This window comes from Gordonia sp. NPDC127522, from assembly GCF_042672305.1.
GTDB lineage: Bacteria > Actinomycetota > Actinomycetes > Mycobacteriales > Mycobacteriaceae > Gordonia > Gordonia hongkongensis.
Genome location: NZ_JBHXVK010000003.1, coordinates 593,603 through 611,453 on the forward strand (window position 1 = coordinate 593,603; position 17,851 = coordinate 611,453).

At 68.9% G+C, this 17,851-nt stretch carries 17 protein-coding genes; 15 read left to right on the plus strand and 2 right to left on the minus strand.

What is annotated here, in order from left to right:
- The first annotated feature begins 158 nt into the window (after window positions 1-158).
- The 4 genes from ACFVHY_RS10240 to ACFVHY_RS10255 all read left to right on the plus strand — a co-directional run bounded on the left by ACFVHY_RS10240 (window position 159) and on the right by ACFVHY_RS10255 (window position 4,904).
- A complete protein-coding gene (locus ACFVHY_RS10240; protein ID WP_390271447.1) occupies window positions 159-668 on the plus strand; it encodes an FxsA family protein in 510 nt (169 codons plus the stop codon).
- Between the two features lie 108 nt (window positions 669-776).
- A complete protein-coding gene (locus ACFVHY_RS10245; RefSeq protein ID WP_390271449.1) occupies window positions 777-2,411 on the plus strand; it encodes an amidohydrolase in 1,635 nt (544 codons plus the stop codon).
- Window positions 2,408-4,102, plus strand: coding sequence for an apolipoprotein N-acyltransferase (gene lnt / locus ACFVHY_RS10250; protein WP_390271451.1), 1,695 nt, complete (start codon window positions 2,408-2,410; stop codon window positions 4,100-4,102). The genes ACFVHY_RS10245 and lnt overlap by 4 nt, the downstream gene beginning before the upstream one ends.
- Entirely contained in the window at window positions 4,086-4,904 is an 819-nt protein-coding gene (locus tag ACFVHY_RS10255) for a polyprenol monophosphomannose synthase (RefSeq protein ID WP_390271453.1), read from the plus strand. The genes lnt and ACFVHY_RS10255 overlap by 17 nt, the downstream gene beginning before the upstream one ends.
- A 77-nt stretch (window positions 4,905-4,981) precedes the next feature.
- On the opposite strand, the gene ACFVHY_RS10260 is transcribed toward ACFVHY_RS10255, so the two are convergent.
- Entirely contained in the window at window positions 4,982-5,326 is a 345-nt protein-coding gene (locus tag ACFVHY_RS10260; protein WP_058250448.1) for an RNA polymerase-binding protein RbpA, read from the minus strand.
- 468 nt (window positions 5,327-5,794) lie between these two features.
- Between ACFVHY_RS10260 and ACFVHY_RS10265 the strand changes: the two genes are divergently transcribed.
- From ACFVHY_RS10265 to ACFVHY_RS10290, 6 genes are all read left to right on the plus strand, one after another.
- The gene (locus tag ACFVHY_RS10265; RefSeq protein ID WP_390271455.1) at window positions 5,795-6,076 is read left to right on the plus strand and encodes a hypothetical protein; all 282 of its coding nucleotides are present in this window, start codon (window positions 5,795-5,797) and stop codon (window positions 6,074-6,076) included.
- A complete protein-coding gene (locus ACFVHY_RS10270; RefSeq protein WP_390271457.1) occupies window positions 6,073-7,209 on the plus strand; it encodes a DUF475 domain-containing protein in 1,137 nt (378 codons plus the stop codon). The genes ACFVHY_RS10265 and ACFVHY_RS10270 overlap by 4 nt, the downstream gene beginning before the upstream one ends.
- Before the next feature lie 201 nt (window positions 7,210-7,410).
- Complete coding sequence (locus ACFVHY_RS10275) at window positions 7,411-7,632, plus strand: DUF3263 domain-containing protein (protein ID WP_065632045.1); 222 nt, start codon at window positions 7,411-7,413, stop codon at window positions 7,630-7,632.
- A 36-nt stretch (window positions 7,633-7,668) separates the two neighbouring features.
- Complete coding sequence (locus ACFVHY_RS10280; protein WP_390271459.1) at window positions 7,669-7,992, plus strand: hypothetical protein; 324 nt, start codon at window positions 7,669-7,671, stop codon at window positions 7,990-7,992.
- Window positions 7,989-8,732, plus strand: coding sequence for a VOC family protein (locus tag ACFVHY_RS10285; protein WP_390271461.1), 744 nt, complete (start codon window positions 7,989-7,991; stop codon window positions 8,730-8,732). The genes ACFVHY_RS10280 and ACFVHY_RS10285 overlap by 4 nt, the downstream gene beginning before the upstream one ends.
- A gap of 99 nt (window positions 8,733-8,831) precedes the next feature.
- Window positions 8,832-9,839 (plus strand): oxygenase MpaB family protein, encoded by a 1,008-nt coding sequence (locus tag ACFVHY_RS10290; RefSeq protein ID WP_058250453.1) that lies wholly within the window; start codon window positions 8,832-8,834, stop codon window positions 9,837-9,839.
- Between the two features lie 18 nt (window positions 9,840-9,857).
- On the opposite strand, the gene ACFVHY_RS10295 is transcribed toward ACFVHY_RS10290, so the two are convergent.
- On the minus strand, window positions 9,858-11,090 hold the full coding sequence (locus ACFVHY_RS10295; RefSeq protein ID WP_390271463.1) for an NAD(P)/FAD-dependent oxidoreductase: 1,233 nt from the start codon (window positions 11,088-11,090) through the stop codon (window positions 9,858-9,860).
- A gap of 28 nt (window positions 11,091-11,118) precedes the next feature.
- Here ACFVHY_RS10295 and ACFVHY_RS10300 point away from each other — a divergent pair, with 28 nt between their 5' ends.
- The 5 genes from ACFVHY_RS10300 (at window position 11,119) to ACFVHY_RS10320 (ending at window position 17,519) form a co-directional block, all read left to right on the plus strand.
- Window positions 11,119-12,348, plus strand: a complete 1,230-nt coding sequence (locus tag ACFVHY_RS10300) for a glucose-1-phosphate adenylyltransferase family protein (RefSeq protein WP_390271464.1) — start codon at window positions 11,119-11,121, stop codon at window positions 12,346-12,348.
- On the plus strand, window positions 12,345-14,024 hold the full coding sequence (locus ACFVHY_RS10305) for a phospho-sugar mutase (protein ID WP_390271466.1): 1,680 nt from the start codon (window positions 12,345-12,347) through the stop codon (window positions 14,022-14,024). The genes ACFVHY_RS10300 and ACFVHY_RS10305 overlap by 4 nt, the downstream gene beginning before the upstream one ends.
- A gap of 18 nt (window positions 14,025-14,042) precedes the next feature.
- Window positions 14,043-14,474, plus strand: a complete 432-nt coding sequence (locus tag ACFVHY_RS10310; RefSeq protein ID WP_058250457.1) for a helix-turn-helix transcriptional regulator — start codon at window positions 14,043-14,045, stop codon at window positions 14,472-14,474.
- A gap of 19 nt (window positions 14,475-14,493) precedes the next feature.
- On the plus strand, window positions 14,494-14,904 hold the full coding sequence (locus tag ACFVHY_RS10315) for a VOC family protein (protein WP_390271468.1): 411 nt from the start codon (window positions 14,494-14,496) through the stop codon (window positions 14,902-14,904).
- A 206-nt stretch (window positions 14,905-15,110) separates the two neighbouring features.
- Window positions 15,111-17,519 (plus strand): ATP-binding cassette domain-containing protein, encoded by a 2,409-nt coding sequence (locus tag ACFVHY_RS10320; protein ID WP_390271470.1) that lies wholly within the window; start codon window positions 15,111-15,113, stop codon window positions 17,517-17,519.
- Window positions 17,520-17,851: the final 332 nt, after the last annotated feature.

Here is a 17,851-nt window from a genome sequence, read left to right on the forward strand (position 1 = left end):
TCCACCGCTGGTTGAGCCGCCCACCGCTGGTTGAGCCGCCCACCGCTGGTTGAGCTTGTCGAAACCACCCTTCGGGACAAAACCGCGTCGTCGTTCGTTGTCCACGCAGACCCTGACGTCAACGGGTGCCGAGAGCACCGAAAGACAGGTGAAACACCATGGCTTTCCGCTGGTTCGCGGCCTACGCCGTGCTGGAGATCGCCGCATTCGTCGCGATGGTCATGACCCTCGGATTCGGCTGGGCGGTGTTGATCAGCCTCGCCGCCGTGGTCCTCGGATTCGTCGTCCTGCGCTGGCAGGGCGGCAAGGTCTTCGACGAGCTGCGCCGCGCGTCGAGGAACGAGGTCGACGCCCGCGCCCCGCTGGCCGACACCGCGCTCGTCGCCGTGTCGACCATCCTCCTGGTGGTCCCGGGCGTCGTATCGACCGTGGCCGGGACCCTGCTGCTGTTCCCGCCCACCCGTCGGGTGATGCGTCCGGCCGTCGCCGCGGTCGGTGCGCGCCGTGTGGCGACCGCGATGGACCGGGCCGGGATGTATGCCACCGGTGTCTACGGCGCAGGACGTGGCGCGACCGTCGTCGAGGGTTCCGTCGTGGAATCCGACACGTCCGAGCCGGGGTCGCCGTCGGCGCCGCCGCACACCCGGGGCCTACCGCAGAGCCGCTGAACAGGTCCTGATCAGCCGACGGTCGGCGCCGCGCCGCCCGCGTCACCGACACGCACGCACCCGGACCGCTCGCCACCCTCCTCCGACGGCAAGGCACACTGAACGATCGTGGCAACCCAACTGCTTCTCGGCGGCGCCGTGTACTCGCCGGCCGCCCCCGACGCGACCGCGATGGCCGTGACCGACGGAATCGTCGTCTGGGTCGGAACCGACGACGTCGGCCGCGCACTCCATCCCGACGCCGAGGTCATCGACCTCGCCGGACACTTCGTCAGTCCCGGGTTCGTCGACTCCCACGTCCACCTGACGTCCACCGGGCTCGGACTCGACGGCCTCACATTGAACGAGGCGTCGAGCCGTACGCACTGCCTGCGGCTGGTGGAGAAGGCCGTGGCCGCCGAATCCGCCCACGACGGAGGCGACCTCATCTGGGGTCTCGGCTGGGACGACTCGACGTGGGCGGGCGCCGAACCCGACGACGGTCGATTCCCGACGACCAGCGAGCTCGACGCCGTCGTCGGGACCAGGCCGGTCTACCTCGCCCGGATCGACGAGCACTCCGCGGTGGCGTCCACCGCGCTGCGACGCCTGATCCCGGACCTGGCCGACGCCGTCGGGTATCACCCGGAGGAGCCGCTGGTCGCCGAGGCCCACCATCTCGTCCGCGGCGCGGCCCGCCTCCTGGTCACCGCGGCGCATCGCGAACGTGCACAACGCCGCGCGCTCGACGGGGCCGCCGCCCACGGGGTGGTGGCCGTGCACGAGAACGGCGGACCGGACATCAGCGGCATGGACGACTTCCTCGCGCTCGCCGAACTCGACCATCCCGTCGAGATCCGGCGCTACTGGGGCCAGGCCGTCACCGACGCCGACCACGCCCGCGAACTGATGTCGATCACCCGGGCCGACGCCCTGGGCGGTGACCTGTTCATCGACGGTGCCATCGGCTCCCACACCGCGTGGCTCTCGGAGCCCTACACCGACGATCCGCACACCAGCGGTATCAGCTATCTCGACGCCGAGGCGATCCGCGATCACCTGCGCGCCTGCACGATCGCGGGCATCCAGGCGGGCTTCCACGTCATCGGCGACGCCGCGACCGGCGTCGTCGTCGGCGCACTCGCCGAACTCGCCGACGAACTCGGCACGCCCGCGCTCGCCCGCTGTGCGCACCGGCTCGAACACGCCGAGATGGTCACCGCCGCCGACGCCGAGGTCCTCGCGCGCTGCGGCGTCATCGCGAGCATGCAACCGTTGTTCGACGCCGAATGGGGCGGTCCGGGCGATCTGTACGACGCCCGTCTCGGGGCGAGCCGCGCGGCCACCCTCAACGACTTCGCGATGCTGGCCAAAACCGGTGTCGCCCTGTCGTTCTCGTCAGACGCGCCGGTGACGGCCATAGACCCGTGGTCGACCATCCGGGCCGCCGTGCACCATCATCAGCCGACCAACGCGATCTCGGCGCGCGGCGCGTTCGCCGCGACGACCCGCGGCGGCTGGCGGGCCGGGGGAGTCAACGACGGTGTCACCGGGACCCTGACGCCCGGCGCCCCGGCGAGTTACGCGGTGTGGGAGGTCGACGACCTCGTCGTCGCCGGGTCCCACGAGAAGGTCCAGCGGTGGTCGACCGATCCGCGGTCGCGGGTGCCCGCGCTGCCGGACGTCTCACCGGGGGCCGCGCTGCCGCGCTGCGTACGCACCGTGCACCGGGGCCGGACCCTGTACGACCGGGACGCCGGGTGAGTCCCCCGCGGGTCTCCCGATCCCGGATCTCACCGTCCTGGCTCGCACGTACCGGGACCGCCGCCGCCGCGGGTGTCGCGATGTGGGCCGCGTTCCCACCGCGCAACTGGTGGTTCCTCGCGGTCCTCGGCCTCGGCCTGTTGTTCGCTGCACTCTTCGTCGGGTCGCCCCGGGTGCGCACCGGCGCGTGGGTCGGCTTCGTCTTCGGGCTGGCGTTCTTCGTGCCGCTGTTGCCGTGGATCGGCGTCTACGTCGGTCCGCTTCCGTGGCTGGCCCTGGCCGCGGTGCTCGCCGTCTATCTCGCGCTGTTCGGCGCGATCGCCACCCTGACGATGCGGCTTCCGGTGCCTCCGGTGTGGTTCACGTTGTCGTGGGTGCTCGTCGAAGCGCTCCGTTCCGCCTTCCCGTTCGGCGGGTTCCCTTGGGGGAGAACCGCATTCAGTCAGGTCGATGGACCGCTGCTGCCGCTGGCCTCGGTGCTCGGCGCACCCGGGCTGTCAGCCGGTGTCGCGCTGTTCGGCTCCGCGGTCGCCTGGCTGTTCGTGATCCTCACCCGGGCGTACCGGCGCACGACGACCGTCTCCGACCCCGAGCACGTCGACGGCCCGGGGCCGTCCACCGAACGTTCCTCGGGCGTGGTGCGCGTCGCGACCGCCGCGGTGGCCATCGCACTGCTCGCACCGATCGCGGCCATCGCGGCGACCCCCGCCAGCCTCGACCGCAACATCGCGACGTCCTCGGCTCGGATCGGTGCCATCCAGGGGAATGTCCCGCGCCTGGGTCTGGATTTCAACGCCCAGCGGCGCGCTGTCCTCGACAATCACGTCCGCACCACGATGTCCTACGGCCGGGCGATCGACACCGGGCAGACCGAGCAGCCCGACTTCGTCCTGTGGCCGGAGAACGCCTCGGACATCTCGCCGCTGGACAACGCGGACGCGGCCGCCGGCATCACCGCAGCCTCCGAGGCCGTCGACGCGCCGATCCTGGTCGGCACGCTCATCCGCAACCCCGATGGCCGACCCACCAATTCGGTCCTGGTCTGGGACGGCGCGCTGGGCCCGGTCGACCGCTACGACAAGCACATCGTCCAGCCGTTCGGCGAATACCTCCCGTGGCGGCCGTTCTTCCGCCTCTTCTCGTCGTATGCGGACATGGCCGGGGACTTCCGCCCCGGCACCGGACCCACCGTGGTCGACGTGCCCGGTCGCTCGGGGACGGTGACCGTCGGTGTCGCGACCTGCTGGGAGGTCGCCTTCGATCGGGCCGCTCGGCAATCCGTCCGGGACGGCGCGCAGATGCTGTTCGTGCCCACCAACAACGCGACCTTCGGCCGGACCGAGATGACCTACCAGCAGTTGGCCATGTCACAGGTCCGGGCCGTCGAACACGGGCGGTCCGTGGTCGTCGCCGCCACCAGTGGGGTGAGCGCCGTCATCGAGCCGGACGGATCCATCAGCCAGCAGTCCGGCATATTCACCGCGGACGTGCTGACCGGGCGTCTGCCACTCCATGAGGACATGACTCTCGCGACCCGCCTGGGCCCCTGGCCGGAGGTGGTCGCGATCATCGCCGCGGTGGCCGGGCTTTTGTTTGCGCTGCGCTCGCGTACTAGGTTCTCACTCAGGCCACGCAGGGTCGCCGCACGGGCGACCGGTGACACGAAGGAGCTCGATGGCATCGGGGATTGACGCCACGGCAGGGCAGCGGCGGCCCGACGACACGCCGCAACGCGTGGTCGGCGCCGACGGCACGGGCGCACTCGTCGTCGTGCCGACATTCAACGAACGCGACAACCTGCCACTCATCATCGGACGTCTGCAGGACGTGCTGCCGGGAGCGCATGTCCTCGTGGTCGACGACTCGAGCCCGGACGGCACGGGTGACGTCGCCGACGACCTCGCCCGCGCCGATGCGGCGACCCGGGTCCATGTCATGCACCGCGTCGACAAGGACGGCCTGGGCAAGGCGTACCTCGCCGGCTTCGCGTGGGGACTCGACCGCGACTACGCCGTCATCGTCGAGATGGACGCCGACGGCAGCCACGCGCCCGAGCAGCTGCACCGCCTGTTCGACGCCGTCAACGACGGCGCGGATCTCGTGATCGGGTCCCGCTACGTCCCGGGCGGCAAGCTGGTGAACTGGCCCAAGCGCCGGGAGTTCCTTTCCCGCGGGGCCAACACCTACGCCCGTCTCGCCCTCGGTGCGGGCGTCCACGACATCACCGCCGGGTTCCGCGCCTATCGCCGCATCGTGCTGGAGAAGATCCAGCTCGACACCGTCGAGTCCGCGGGTTACTGCTTCCAGATCGACCTCGCATGGCGCACGGTGCGTGCCGGCTTCGACGTCCGGGAGGTTCCGATCACCTTCACCGAACGTGAGATCGGGGTGTCCAAGATGAGCGGCGGCGTGATGTCCGAGGCGTTCACGATGGTCGCCCGCTGGGGAGTCCAGAGCCGCCTCGAGCGCTGGGGACTCGTCCGGAAGCGATGATCCGCTGAGCAGACGAACAGACCCGGCAGGATGTCCTGCCGGGTCTGTTCGGTTCCGGGCGTCGGCGCCCGCGGGTGTCAGTTGGTGATGCCCTTGCGCCGCTGCTTGAGCAGGTCGAGGCGCTCGTTGAGCAGCACTTCGAGCTCTTCCTCGCTACGACGCTCGAGCAGCATGTCCCAGTGCGTACGCGGCGGCTTGGTCTTCTTCTCCTCGGGCTCGGCGCCCTCGAGGATGGTGCCTTCCATGCCGTTCTTGCACGGCCACTTCGACGGGACCTCCGCGTCGTCGGCGAACGGCACGTCGAAGATCTCGCCGTTGTCGGTGCGGTACTGGACGATGCGTCGTGGCGCGAGGTCGTGGTCACGATCGGTCTCGTAGCTCACCGCGCCGAGGCGGCTACCCCGAAGTACTCGATCTGCCATGAAGGGTTCCTCTCAACTTCGTCGGATCTCCCGGTCTGCCGGGAGATCTCTGTTGCATTCCAGGATCGCGCGCAACGGTGCGCACGACTTTCGGGTCGTCAACAGGAACATTCTACGCGCATTCCTGCGTGGGTTCGCCACCGGCGACGACCCGTGTTGTCCACCGCGGTCCGCGGGGCCGCCGCCGGGAGCGCAGCGAGCGGGGCGAGTGCGTGTGCGCCGCCGGGAACGCAGCGAGCGGGGCGAGTGTGTGTGCGCCGCCGGGAGCGCAGCGAGCGGGGCGAGTGTGTGTGCGCCGCCGGGAGCGCGGCGAGCGGGGCGACTGTGTGCCGCCGCCGGGAGCGCAGCGAGCGCGGCCGGTCGTGACAGCGGTACGGTCTCGGTGTGGAACCAGGCACTACGCACGGCGTACAAACGGACGCATCGCGTCGGCGTCGGCCATACGCCTGCGCCTGGTGCGGCCGCACGATGGTGGACTCCGAGATGGGGCGTCGGCGGAAGTACTGCAAGCGATCGTGCAGGCAGCGTGCCTACGAGCAGAGAACGCTGCTCGAGGGCACATCCATTCCCGACGACGCGGTGATCCTCTCCTCGGCCGAGGCCGCAGACTTCGGCGACCGGATGTTCGCACTGCGGTGCGCCGCGGAGGACCTCGGCACCGCGGTGGCCGAAGGTGCCGGACACGACGTGCTGGCCGACCTCACCGACACGCTGCTCGATCTCGTGCGGGAAGCCGAGAAGCTGCGGTGACCGCGCGCATCTTCGCGCCCTCGCTCGTCGTCACGCTCGTGGCGCTGGTCGTCGCCTACCTCTACCTCGGCTGGACCGGCCTCGCCCTGTGCGCCATCCTCGGCGTGCTCGAGGTGTCCCTGTCGTTCGACAACGCGGTCATCAACGCGACGATCCTCGAACGGATGAGCGCGTTCTGGCAGAAGATGTTCCTCACCGTCGGCGTGCTCATCGCCGTGTTCGGCATGCGTCTGCTGTTCCCGCTGGTCATCGTGTGGATCACCGGAGGTCTCAACCCCGTCGAGGCGCTCGACCTGGCGATGAACCCGCCGCCCGAGGGGCAGACGCATTTCGCCGACGGTCAACCCAGCTACGAGACGATCCTCACCGAGGCCCACCCGCAGATCGCGGCGTTCGGCGGCATGTTCCTCCTGCTGCTGTTCCTCAACTTCGTGCTCACCGAGCGCCCGCAGACCTGGCTCACGTGGCTGGAGAAGCCGCTCGCCACGCTCGGCAAGCTCGACCAGCTGGCGGTCGTACTGGCCGCCCTCGCGCTGGTTCTCACCGCCGAGTTCCTGGCGCCGGACGAGAGCCGCGCGACCGTCCTGATCGCCGGAATCCTGGGCATGGTCACCTACATCACCGTCGACGGGCTCAGCTCGCTGTTCATGGCCGAGCCGGAATCGGACGCGGCGGAATCAGACGCGCCCGAATCGAACAAGTCCGGATCGAACCGCTCCGGTCCGCACCCGGTCACCGTCGCCACCGGCAAGGCCGGGTTCTTCCTGTTCCTCTATCTCGAACTTCTGGACGCGTCGTTCTCCTTCGACGGGGTGATCGGCGCCTTCGCCATCACCTCCGACCCGATCATCATCGCGTTGGGGCTCGGATTCATCGGCGCGATGTTCGTGCGGTCCATCACGATCTACCTCGTCCGCAAGGGCACGCTGGGGGAGTACCGCTACCTCGAACACGGTGCGCACTGGGCCATCGGCGCGCTGGCCGCGATCCTGTTGATCAGCATCGAGATCGAGATCAACGAGGTGATCACGGGGCTCGTCGGCGTGGCGTTCATCGGCGCGTCGCTCGCCAGCAGCATCCGCGCGAACCGGCGCGAAGCGCGTGCCGGGACCGGCGATCGACTGGCCGTCTGAGCTTCTCCCCGGCCGTCCTCGAACGTGCGGTGAACATCTGCGGGACCTTTGGAATCAGCATGGGCCGGCTGCTGTCTTCTGTCGGTCGACAGGTGTAGAAATGACGACGTCGGTGACGTGTGTCACGCAGGAGCCGAAGCCGAGTGGCTCCGCGACACAGGTCCGGGGTTTCAGGTCGAAAACGCAGATTCGGTGGTCGTCATGGACAGCAAACAGCAGCAGATGATCCAGTTCGAGACGGACTGGTACTCCCTGGGCGGGGGCTCCTCCCGGCAGATCGTCGAGGAGTTCGGCCTCACCGATCGGGACTTCTTCTCCCAGGTCGACCGCCTCGTCGACACCGACCCGCCGTCGGGACTGACCGCTGCGGAGCTGCGCCGCATGCGCCAGGTCATCCGCCGTCGGCTGTGGATGGCCCGCTGATCCCAGCCCGCGCGCTGCCCGGGGGATAATCGACGGGTGCCCTTCTCCGATGACGATCTCGAAGCGTTCTATCGCGATGTCGAGGCACGCACGGCGTTCCGGAATCAACCCCGACGCCGGCGCCGCGCCGGCGTCGACTATCCGGCCTGCCCGACGCCGGACAAACTGCCGTTCGCCTCGCCGGCCGACGCTCGTGAGGGCATCGATCGACTCCGGCGCCACCTCGTCGGTACCGCCCCGGAGCTGCGCTACTACGAGTGCTCCTGCCGCGCTTGGCATATCACCAGCTCGGCGCAACTGATTCATCGACGGGTGCCGCCGGCGCCGGCTCGTCGTCGGAAGGGTAAGAAGAAGCGGTGACGATTCCGCCCGCCGGCCCGCACGCACTCGTCGACCTCGCGAGCGACGACCCGTCGACGACCGCCGAGACCTACCAGCGGTTGCTCGGACGCGAGGTCGGTACAGGCACCGACGGCCGGCGAGTGGTGAACCTCGGCAACGTCGCCCTCTCGATACGGCCGTCGGCCGGCGAGCCCGACACCCACGATGTGTACTTCACGGTCGACGACGTCCCCGCGTCCCGGCGTCTACTCGGCCGGCGCGGGTATCCGCTCGCGGACACCGCCCTCGGAGCGCTGGGTGAGACCAGTCCGGTCGGGATCGCCGAACGACACGAGTCCGAAGCCGCCGACGGCGATCTGACCGGCCTCGACCATCTGGTTTTCACCTGCGACAACCGCGATGTCGCCGTCGCGCTGTTCGCCGGTACCTTCGGCCTCGATTTCCGTCTCGACCAGCCGATCGGGCAGGACGCCCGTCAGCTGTTCTTCCGGCGCGACGACCTGATCGTCGAGGTCGTCGCCGCGCCCCGCCCGCCGGCCGACCCGGTGCCGTCGTCGCCGGTCATGCTCTGGGGTGTGGCATGGCGGTCGACCGATGTGGACACGACCCACGCGCGTCTGACGGCCGACGGACTCGATCTCAGCGAGGTCCGCATCGGACGCAAGAAGGGCACGCGGATCTTCACGGTTCGCCACCGCGAACTCGCCACGCGGACCGTGGTCATCGGCCCCGACGCCGGACCCGACTCGCTTCAGTAGCCGAAATCCGACAAACGGTGGGTTTTCGGGAACGCCTGCGCTAATCTGACTACGAATGTTGTCGAATTAGTAGTATCCGAGACCGATGTTGGGGGCACCATGACCGCGGTACACGAAGAACGGACAGCGTCCGAACCCGCAGCGAGTGACTTCGTGGCGGGCGAGCCGCTGCTCAACCACCGCGACGACGAGATCGAACTGATCCCGCCGGACTCGCTGACCGCCAAGCTCACCGGCATGTACACGTTCCTCCCGATCAACGGGGCGGCCTTCGTGATGCAGGTGATGCACCCCGTCATCGGCGATGTCGTCGACAAGTACTCGGTCTTCCGCACCGACCCCGTCGGACGTGCGATCCGCTCCGCCGACTCGGTGCTGCGCTGGACCTACGGCGGTCAGGAGGCTCTCGAAGAGGGCAAGCGTCTCCGCAAGCTGCACCAGCCGCTGCAGATGCGCAACTCGGAGGGCAAGCACATCAGTGCACTCAACCCGGAGGCATACGCCTGGGTGATCGCCACCGCGCTGCCGACGATCGAGACCGCCGCGCCGCTGGTGCTGGGTCGGCACTTCACTCTCGAGGAGCGCAAAGAACTCCTGCGGGACAACCGCCGCATCGCCAAGATCGTCCAGGTACCGATGAAGAACTACCCCGAGACCCTCGAGGAGTTCGACGAGTACTTCGACGACTTCATCGAGAACAAGCTCGTCCGGCACCCGGTCGCGCTGGAACTGATCGGTCAGATGCGCGCCGCGCCCGTCGTCCCGAAGTCGGTGCCCAAGGCGTTGCGCCCCGCCGTGAAGAAGGCCGCTGCCACCGCGTCGGTGCCGTTCCAGAACTTCAACTACCTGACCACCGTCGGCGTCATGGATCCGCGCGTGCGGGAAATCCTGGGCCTGAGCTGGTCCGACGCCGAGCAGCGTCACCTCGAGCGGATTCATCGCAATCTGCGATTCGCCTACCGCACCCTGCCGGAGCGGCTGACGTACTTCCCGCTGGCCTATCACGCCCGGCGTCATCACGACGCGATCCAGGCCATGAAGGTTCGCGAGAAGGCAAGCGCTGCCTACCAGTACCACCCCAAAGAGGGTGCGGCGCACCAGGGCTGAGCGCTCCGGTCGGTCTGGTCACGTCGTCGGGGGCGTGACCAGGCCGACGACATGGTCGGCGATCGCCAGCGATGACGTGATGCCCGGCGACTCGATACCGAACAGGTTCACCAGACCGGCGATGCCGTGTGACCGCGGACCCTGGATCACGAAGTCACCGGCACCGGCACCCGGCCCGGCGACCTTCGGCCGGATCCCGGCGTAGGCGGGCACCAAGGCATTGGCCGGCAATTGCGGCCAGTACGTGCGGATGGCTCGTTCGAATGCGTCGGCGCGCGCCTCGTCGACGGCGTAGTCGAGTTCCTCCCCGGCGGTCGCCTCGTCGGGGGACGGCGTCAGCCATTCGACGTCGGGGCCGAATCGGGCCTCGCCGGCGAGATCCATCGTGAAGTGCACGCCCAATCCGCCGTCGGCGGGGATCGGGTAGACGAGGTGACGGAACGGCGCCCGGACGCCGGACAACCCGAAGTAATTTCCCTTGGCGAGGAAGCGCGGCGGGATCGGGCCGCCGAAGCCGGCCAGCGCCCGGGCCACGTCCCACGCGCCGATCCCGGCACAGTTGACGAGCGTCCGGGCGGAGGCCGATTCACCGTCCGACGTCTGCACGGTGACGCCGTGTGCGTTGATCTGTCCGCCGATCACTCTGCTGCGCAACGCGATCGCGCCACCGTGTGCCTCCAGGTCGCGCACCAGCGCACGCACCACACCGTCGACGTCGACGATCCCGGTCGACGGTGAGAACAGTGCCGCGACGCCGTCGACTGCCGGTTCCCGGTCGCGCAGTTCGTCCACTCCGATCCGTCGGAGGTCGGACACGCCGTTGGCCAGGCCGTGTCGGAGCAAGACGTCGAGGCGTTCGCTCTGGGTGCCGTCGGTGGCGACGATGAGTTTGCCCGGTCGCGCCCACGCGACGCCGTGCTCGTCGCAGAAGCGGGTCAACTGCTCGCGACCGCGGACGCACAGTTCCGCCTTCAGGCTGCCCTCGGGGTAGTAGATGCCGGCGTGGATCACCTCCGAGCTCCGCGAGGTCGTCTGCGCGCCAACCGAATCGGTGGCCTCCAGGACGACGACGTCGCGTCCTCGCCGGGCGAACGCCCGCGCCACCGCCAGGCCGACGATGCCGCCGCCGACCACGAGGCAGTCGACCTCCACACGCTCCGTCGTCGCGTGCGCTGCGCGGCGGCTGAGCGTCACGGTGTGCCTCCTCGTCGAGTTTGCCATCGGGTTCCGTTGGCCACGGTATCCGGGCAAACCCGGCGGCGTGGGGCAGACTGGGGTGATGCGGTATTCGGAGGTTCTCGCGATCGTGCAGGCCGGTGGACGTGGTTCGCGGATGGAGGTGCTGACCGATCGGCGGGCGAAACCCGCCTTGCCGTTCGCGGGGAACTATCAGCTCATCGACTTCCCGCTCTCCAACCTGCACCACAGTCACATCGACGACGTGTGGTTGTGCGTGCAGTACGAGGCCGAGACCATCACCCAGATAGTGGCGGGCGGCCGCCCCTGGGACCTGGACCGCACCAGCGGCGGGTTGCGGGTCGTGATGCCGGAACAGACCGACGCCGCGGAGACCGAAGACGGCTTCGCCACCGGCAACGCCGACCTGCTGTACCGCATCCGCGGCCGCATCGCCGAACACGCGCCGGCCGAGGTCATCGTCATGAGCGCCGACCACGTCTACGACTTCGACTTCCGCGACGCCATCGAGACCCACCGCCGCCATGGCGCCGAATGCACAGTTGTCACCACGACGTGTCCGCTCGAGGAGGCCGCGCAGCACGCCACCGTGAAGGCCCGCCGCGACGGGACCGTCCGCGAGTTCCGCTACAAACCCGAACGCGCCACCACGCGCACGATCGCCACCGAGATCTTCGTCTACGACCCGGCCGTGCTCATCGAGGGCCTCGAGTACCTGGAGAGCCGGACGACCGAGGGATCCCCGAAGGACGACACCGGCCTGGGGGACTTCGGCGAACACCTGGTGCCGTGGTTCGTCGACCGCGGGAAGACCGTGGCCCACGCGATGCCGGGCTATTGGATCGACGCCGGCCGTCCCGAGACCTACCTGCAGGCGCACCGCGACCTCATCTCCGGGTCGCTCGACGTCTTCCGCGGCGACCGCCCGATCCTCACCAACCAGCCGCAGCGCCCGGCCGCGCGTATCGAGGCCGGGGCGGTCGTCGAGGACAGCCTGGTCAGCAGCGGCGCCAATGTGCACGGAACGGTCCGACGCAGCGTTCTCGGACCGGGTGTGGTCGTCGAAAAAGGTGCGGTCGTGGCCGATTCGGTGATCTTCGGCGACGTTGTCATCGGCGCCGGCGCGTCGGTCGCATGGTCTGTCCTCGACGATCGTGTGCGCGTCGGCCCGAACGCGGTGGTCGGCGGACACCCGCGGACACGCCCGGTCCCGACGGAGAAGATCACGTTGGTCGGGATGGACACGCAGATCCTGCGCGGCGCCCGGGTGGCGCTGGGCGACCGCGTCGAGCCGGGTCGCCGCATCCGGTGACCCGGGCCGACCTGTTCGCGACCGCACGACACTGGCGAGACCACGATCCGGATCGGTCGACCCGTGCGGTGCTCACCGAACTGATCGACGCGGCCGAGGCCGGTGACGACGCCGCTGCCGACGATCTCGCGTCCCGCTTCAGCGGACCGCTGACCTTCGGCACCGCCGGTCTGCGCGGCGAGGTCGGTGCGGGCGAGTCGCGGATGAACGTCGCCGTGGTCACCCGCGCCACGGCCGGTGTCGCGCGGTATCTGCTCGACACGGTCGGTCCAGACGCGCGCGTCGTGGTCGGGTGCGACGCCCGGCACCGATCCGCGGAGTTCTTCGATGCGACGACCGAAGTGCTTGCGGCGCAGGGGCTCACGGTGTTCGCGCTGCCTCCTCGGTTGCCGACGCCGGTCACCGCTCATGCGACGCGTGCGCTCGACTGCGACGCCGGGGTGATGATCACCGCCTCGCACAACCCACCGGCCGACAACGGTTACAAGGTGTATCTCGGCGGGCGTGTCACCGACGATGCGGGCAGGGGAGTGCAGATCATCTCGCCGGCCGACGCCGACATCGCGGACCGGATCGCGCAGGCGCCGCCCGCCGACGAGGTGCCCCGCGATCCCGCGGCGGTCGTCCACCTCGACGACGAGACCGTGCGGACCTATGTCGAGCGCACCGCGCGGCTTCGACCCGGCGGCGGTCCGTCGCCGGTGCGCGTCGTCCTCACGCCGATGCACGGGGTCGGGGGTACGGTCGCTCGGGATGTGTTGCGGGCCGCGGGAATCGGCGACGTCCACGTGGTGGCGGCGCAGTCCGCTCCAGATCCGGACTTCCCGACGGTGCCGTTCCCGAACCCGGAGGAGCCCGGTGCCCTCGACCTCGCGCTCGATCTCGCACGCGACATCGACGCGAACGTCGTGATCGCCCTCGACCCCGACGCCGACCGCTGCTCGGTGGCGACGGTCGGTCCCGATACTCAGTGGCGGCAGCTGACCGGCGACGAGATCGGCGCGCTGCTGGGGGAGCAGGCGGCACGGGATGCGACGCGCCCCGGTGACACCCTGGCGTGTTCGATCGTGTCGAGCCGGCTGCTCGGCCGGATCGCCGCGGACCACGGGCTGCGGTTCGCCGCGACGCTCACCGGATTCAAGTGGATCGCCCGGACCTCCGGCCTGCGTTTCGGTTACGAGGAGGCGATCGGTTACTGCACCGACCCCGAGACCGTCCGCGACAAGGACGGCATCGGTGCGATGGTCCGGGTCATCTCCCTCGTCGAGGAACTCGGGAGGGACGGCCGTACGCTGACCGACGAACTCGACCGGCTCGCCCGTCGCCACGGCCTGCATGCCACCGCACCGTTGACGATCCGCGTCGAGGACACCGCGCTGATCGACGAGATGATGCAGCGCCTGCGTTCGTCACCGATCGAACGACTGGCCGGCTCGCCGGTGGTGGAGAACCGCGACCTGGCAGGCGGTTCCGCCGATCTCCCGCCGACCGACGGTGTTCTGGTGCGGACGGCCGCCGACGACCGCGTCGTCGTGCGTCCCTCCGGCACCGAGCCGAAGCTGAAGTGCTATCTGGAAGTCGTCCTCGACTGCCCGGACGGCGCCGTACCGCGGGACGAGGCCGCACGCCGTCTCGACGCCCTCGGTGCGGACATCTCGGCGGTGCTCGGGGTCTGAGCACACTACGATCGACTCGTGCCGCGAACCGATTCCGATCAGCGCCTGCGCGACCTGACGCTGCTGCGTCAGGTCCGCGACCGGATCGACCGCGAGTACGCGCAGCCGCTCGACGTCGAGGCGCTCGCGCGCGGGGTGAACATGTCGGCCGGTCACCTGAGCCGGAAGTTCCGCCAGACCTACGGCGAATCGCCCTACTCGTACTTGATGACTCGCCGCATCGAACGGGCGATGACGCTGCTGCGGCGCGGCGACCTGACCGTCACCGAGGTCTGCTTCGAGGTGGGCTGTTCGTCGCTGGGCACCTTCAGCACCCGGTTCACCGAACTCGTCGGGGTCCCTCCGACGGTCTATCGCGAACAGTCGGCCGACGCGACGGACGGGATACCGGCGTGCCTGGCGAAGAACATCACGAGACCGATCAGGAATCGAGAAGCACAGCGCGGGTGAGACTGCCTAGCCTGATCCCATGAACATAACGATCCAGTACACCTTCCTCCCACACACCGATGGCGACGCCGCCCTGGGCTTCTACCGCGACCTCCTCGGGTTCGAACTCCGCAAGGATGTCGGCTACGAGGGCATGCGATGGCTGACCGTCGGCCCGCCCGGACAGCCGGGCACGTCGATCGTCCTGCATCCGCCGGCCGCGGATCCCGGTATCTCCGACGAGGAACGACAGACGATCCTCGAGCTGATCGCCAAGGGGAGTTACGGCGCGCTCACGCTGGCGACCGACGACCTCGACGGGCTGTTCGACAAGTTGCAGTCCAGCGGCGTCGACATCGTGCAGGAGCCGATGGATCAGCCGTATGGCGTGCGCGACGCCGCCGTTCGTGACCCGGCGGGCAACCTCATCCGTATCGACCAGGCCGGCTGAGTCGTGTGCGGACCCGGTCGATACCCGCCCGCGGAAGCACTCGGCGCGGTCGTCGACCGACAACACCCCGCGGCCGTGTCCTCCACCCTGGTTAGATCGACCGGGAGTCCGCGCACCGACCTCGCGGCGACGGACCTCCGGAATGACACGAGCACCCCGAACGCCGACGACCGCCCGCCCGCGGTCGCGCCAGTGATGGAGAGACGATGAGCCGAACCGCCACCCGTCCCGCACGGAAGGTCGACGCCGTGCGGGCCGACGGCATCCACCCCGCCGATACGCACGACATCATCCGCGTCCACGGCGCCCGGGAGAACAACCTCAAGGATGTCAGCGTCGATCTGCCGAAGCGTCGGCTGACGGTCTTCACCGGGGTGTCGGGTTCCGGGAAGAGTTCACTGGTCTTCAGCACCATCGCCGCGGAATCCCAGCGCCTCATCAACGAGACGTACAGTGCGTTCGTCCAGGGCTTCATGCCGTCGATGGCGCGTCCGGACGTCGACATCCTGGAAGGTCTGACGACCGCGATCATCGTCGACCAGGAACGCATGGGGGCCAACGTCCGCTCGACCGTCGGTACGGCCACCGACGCGAACGCGATGCTGCGTATCCTGTTCAGTCGCTTGGGAACTCCGCACATCGGTTCACCGCAGGCGTTCTCGTTCAACGTCGCCTCGATCAGCGGGGCGGGTGCGGTGACCATCGAGAAGGGCGGGCAGAAGGTCAAGGAGCGTCGGAGCTTCTCCATCACCGGCGGCATGTGCCCGCGATGCGAGGGACGCGGCGACGTCTCCGACTTCGACCTCACCGCACTCTACGACTCGTCGAAGTCGCTCAACGAGGGCGCGCTGACGATCCCCGGCTACTCCATGGACGGCTGGTACGGCCGGATCTACCGCGGCTGCGGCTTTTTCGACCCCGACAAGCCGATCGCGAAGTACACCAAGAAGCAGCTCAACGACCTGCTGTACAAAGAGCCCACCAAGATCAAGGTCGAGGGCATCAACATCACCTACGAGGGTCTGATCCCGAAGATCCAGAAGTCGATGCTGAGCAAGGATCGTGAGGCGATGCAGCCGCACATCCGTGCCTTCGTCGACCGCGCCATCACCTTCGCGAAGTGCCCGGACTGTGAGGGCACCCGCCTCACCGCCGAGACCCGCTCGTCGAAGATCAAGGGCATCAGCATCGCCGACGCATGCGCGATGCAGATCAGCGATCTCGCCCAGTGGGTCGCCGAACTCGACGATCCGTCCGCGGCCCCGCTGATCACCGCGCTGCGAGACCACCTCAACGCGTTCGTCGACATCGGTCTCGGCTACCTGTCCCTGGAACGCCCGGCCGGCACCCTGTCCGGCGGAGAGGCGCAGCGCACCAAGCTGATCCGTCACCTCGGTTCGTCGCTGACCGACGTGACCTATGTGTTCGACGAGCCGTCGATCGGTCTGCACCCGCACGACATCACCCGGATGAACGATCTGCTGCGCGCCTTGCGGGACAAGGGCAACACGGTGCTGGTGGTCGAGCACAAGCCGGAGGTGATCGCGATCGCCGACCGCGTTGTCGACATCGGCCCGGGAGCGGGCACCGACGGCGGCACGATCGTGTTCGAAGGAACCGTCGACGAACTGCGGGCCGCGGACACGCTCACCGGGCGCCACCTGGAGGACCGCGCCGCCGTCAAGGACGAGGTCCGCACCCCCCGTGGTCATCTCGAGGTCCGCGGAGCCGACGCCAACAACCTGCGCGATGTCGACGTCGACATCCCGCTCGGTGTGCTGGTCGTGCTCACCGGAGTCGCCGGCTCCGGCAAGAATTCGTTGATCAACTCGACGGTTGCCAAGGAGGACGGGGTCGTCTCCATCGACCAGAGCGCCATCAAGGGGTCGCGGCGTTCCAATCCGGCGACCTACACCGGTCTGCTCGAACCGATCCGCAAGGCGTTCGCGAAGGCCAACGGCGTGAAACCGGCTCTCTTCAGTGCCAATTCGGAGGGTGCCTGCCCCAACTGCAACGGTGCGGGTGTCGTCTACTCCGACCTCGCGATGATGGCCGGCGTCGCCGCACCCTGCGAGGTGTGCGAGGGCAAGCGTTTCCAGGCCGAGGTGCTCGACTACACCTTCGGCGGCCGCAACATCAGCGAAGTGCTCGAGATGTCGGTCGCCCAGGCGGAGACCTTCTTCGCCGATGGCGATGCCAAACTCCCGGCAGCGCACAAGATCCTGCACCGGATGGTCGACGTCGGGCTCGGCTACATCAAGGTCGGTCAACCGCTGACCACCCTGTCCGGCGGCGAACGCCAGCGGTTGAAGCTGGCCGGCCACATGGGGGAGAAGGGCGACGTCTACATCCTCGACGAGCCCACCACGGGCCTCCACCTCGCCGACGTGGAACAGCTCCTCGGGCTGCTCGACCGTCTCGTCGACTCCGGGAAGTCGGTGATCGTCATCGAGCACCATCAGGCCGTGATGGCCCACGCCGACTGGATCATCGACCTCGGCCCGGGCGCCGGCCACGACGGCGGCCGGATCGTCTTCGAGGGCACACCGGCCGACATCGTCGCCGACCGATCGACGCTCACCGGTGAGCACCTCGCCGACTACGTCGGTGCCTGACACCGGGGTGCGGGCGAGAAGGGGCACCTCCGACTGCTCCCTATCCGAAGGAGCGCCCCCTCTGCTCCCTAATCCGAAAGAACGACCTGCCCCTGCTCCGTGAGGAGCGCCTGGAGCTTGCGGAGGGCGACCAACCCCGCTCCCAGAGGAGCGCCCGGAGCTTGCGGAGGGCGACGGCGGATTCAACCCGCTCCCTGAGGAGCGCCCGGAGCTTGCGGAGGGCGACCAACCCCGCTCCCTGAGGAGCGCCCGGAGCTTGCGGAGGGCGACCAACCCCGCTCCCAGAGGAGCGCCCGCAGCTTGCGGAGGGCGATTAACCCCGCTCCCTGAGG

Coding starts and splice junctions, on each gene's coding strand:
- ACFVHY_RS10290 (WP_058250453.1), top strand. CDS start 8,832: ATGACCGCGGTACACGAAGAACGGACAGCGTCCGAACCCGCAGCGAGT.
- ACFVHY_RS10300 (WP_390271464.1), top strand. CDS start 11,119: ATGCGGTATTCGGAGGTTCTCGCGATCGTGCAGGCCGGTGGACGTGGT.
- ACFVHY_RS10240 (WP_390271447.1), top strand. CDS start 159: ATGGCTTTCCGCTGGTTCGCGGCCTACGCCGTGCTGGAGATCGCCGCA.
- ACFVHY_RS10275 (WP_065632045.1), top strand. CDS start 7,411: ATGGACAGCAAACAGCAGCAGATGATCCAGTTCGAGACGGACTGGTAC.
- ACFVHY_RS10265 (WP_390271455.1), top strand. CDS start 5,795: ATGGTGGACTCCGAGATGGGGCGTCGGCGGAAGTACTGCAAGCGATCG.
- ACFVHY_RS10315 (WP_390271468.1), top strand. CDS start 14,494: ATGAACATAACGATCCAGTACACCTTCCTCCCACACACCGATGGCGAC.
- ACFVHY_RS10320 (WP_390271470.1), top strand. CDS start 15,111: ATGAGCCGAACCGCCACCCGTCCCGCACGGAAGGTCGACGCCGTGCGG.
- ACFVHY_RS10255 (WP_390271453.1), top strand. CDS start 4,086: ATGGCATCGGGGATTGACGCCACGGCAGGGCAGCGGCGGCCCGACGAC.
- ACFVHY_RS10260 (WP_058250448.1), bottom strand. CDS start 5,326: ATGGCAGATCGAGTACTTCGGGGTAGCCGCCTCGGCGCGGTGAGCTAC.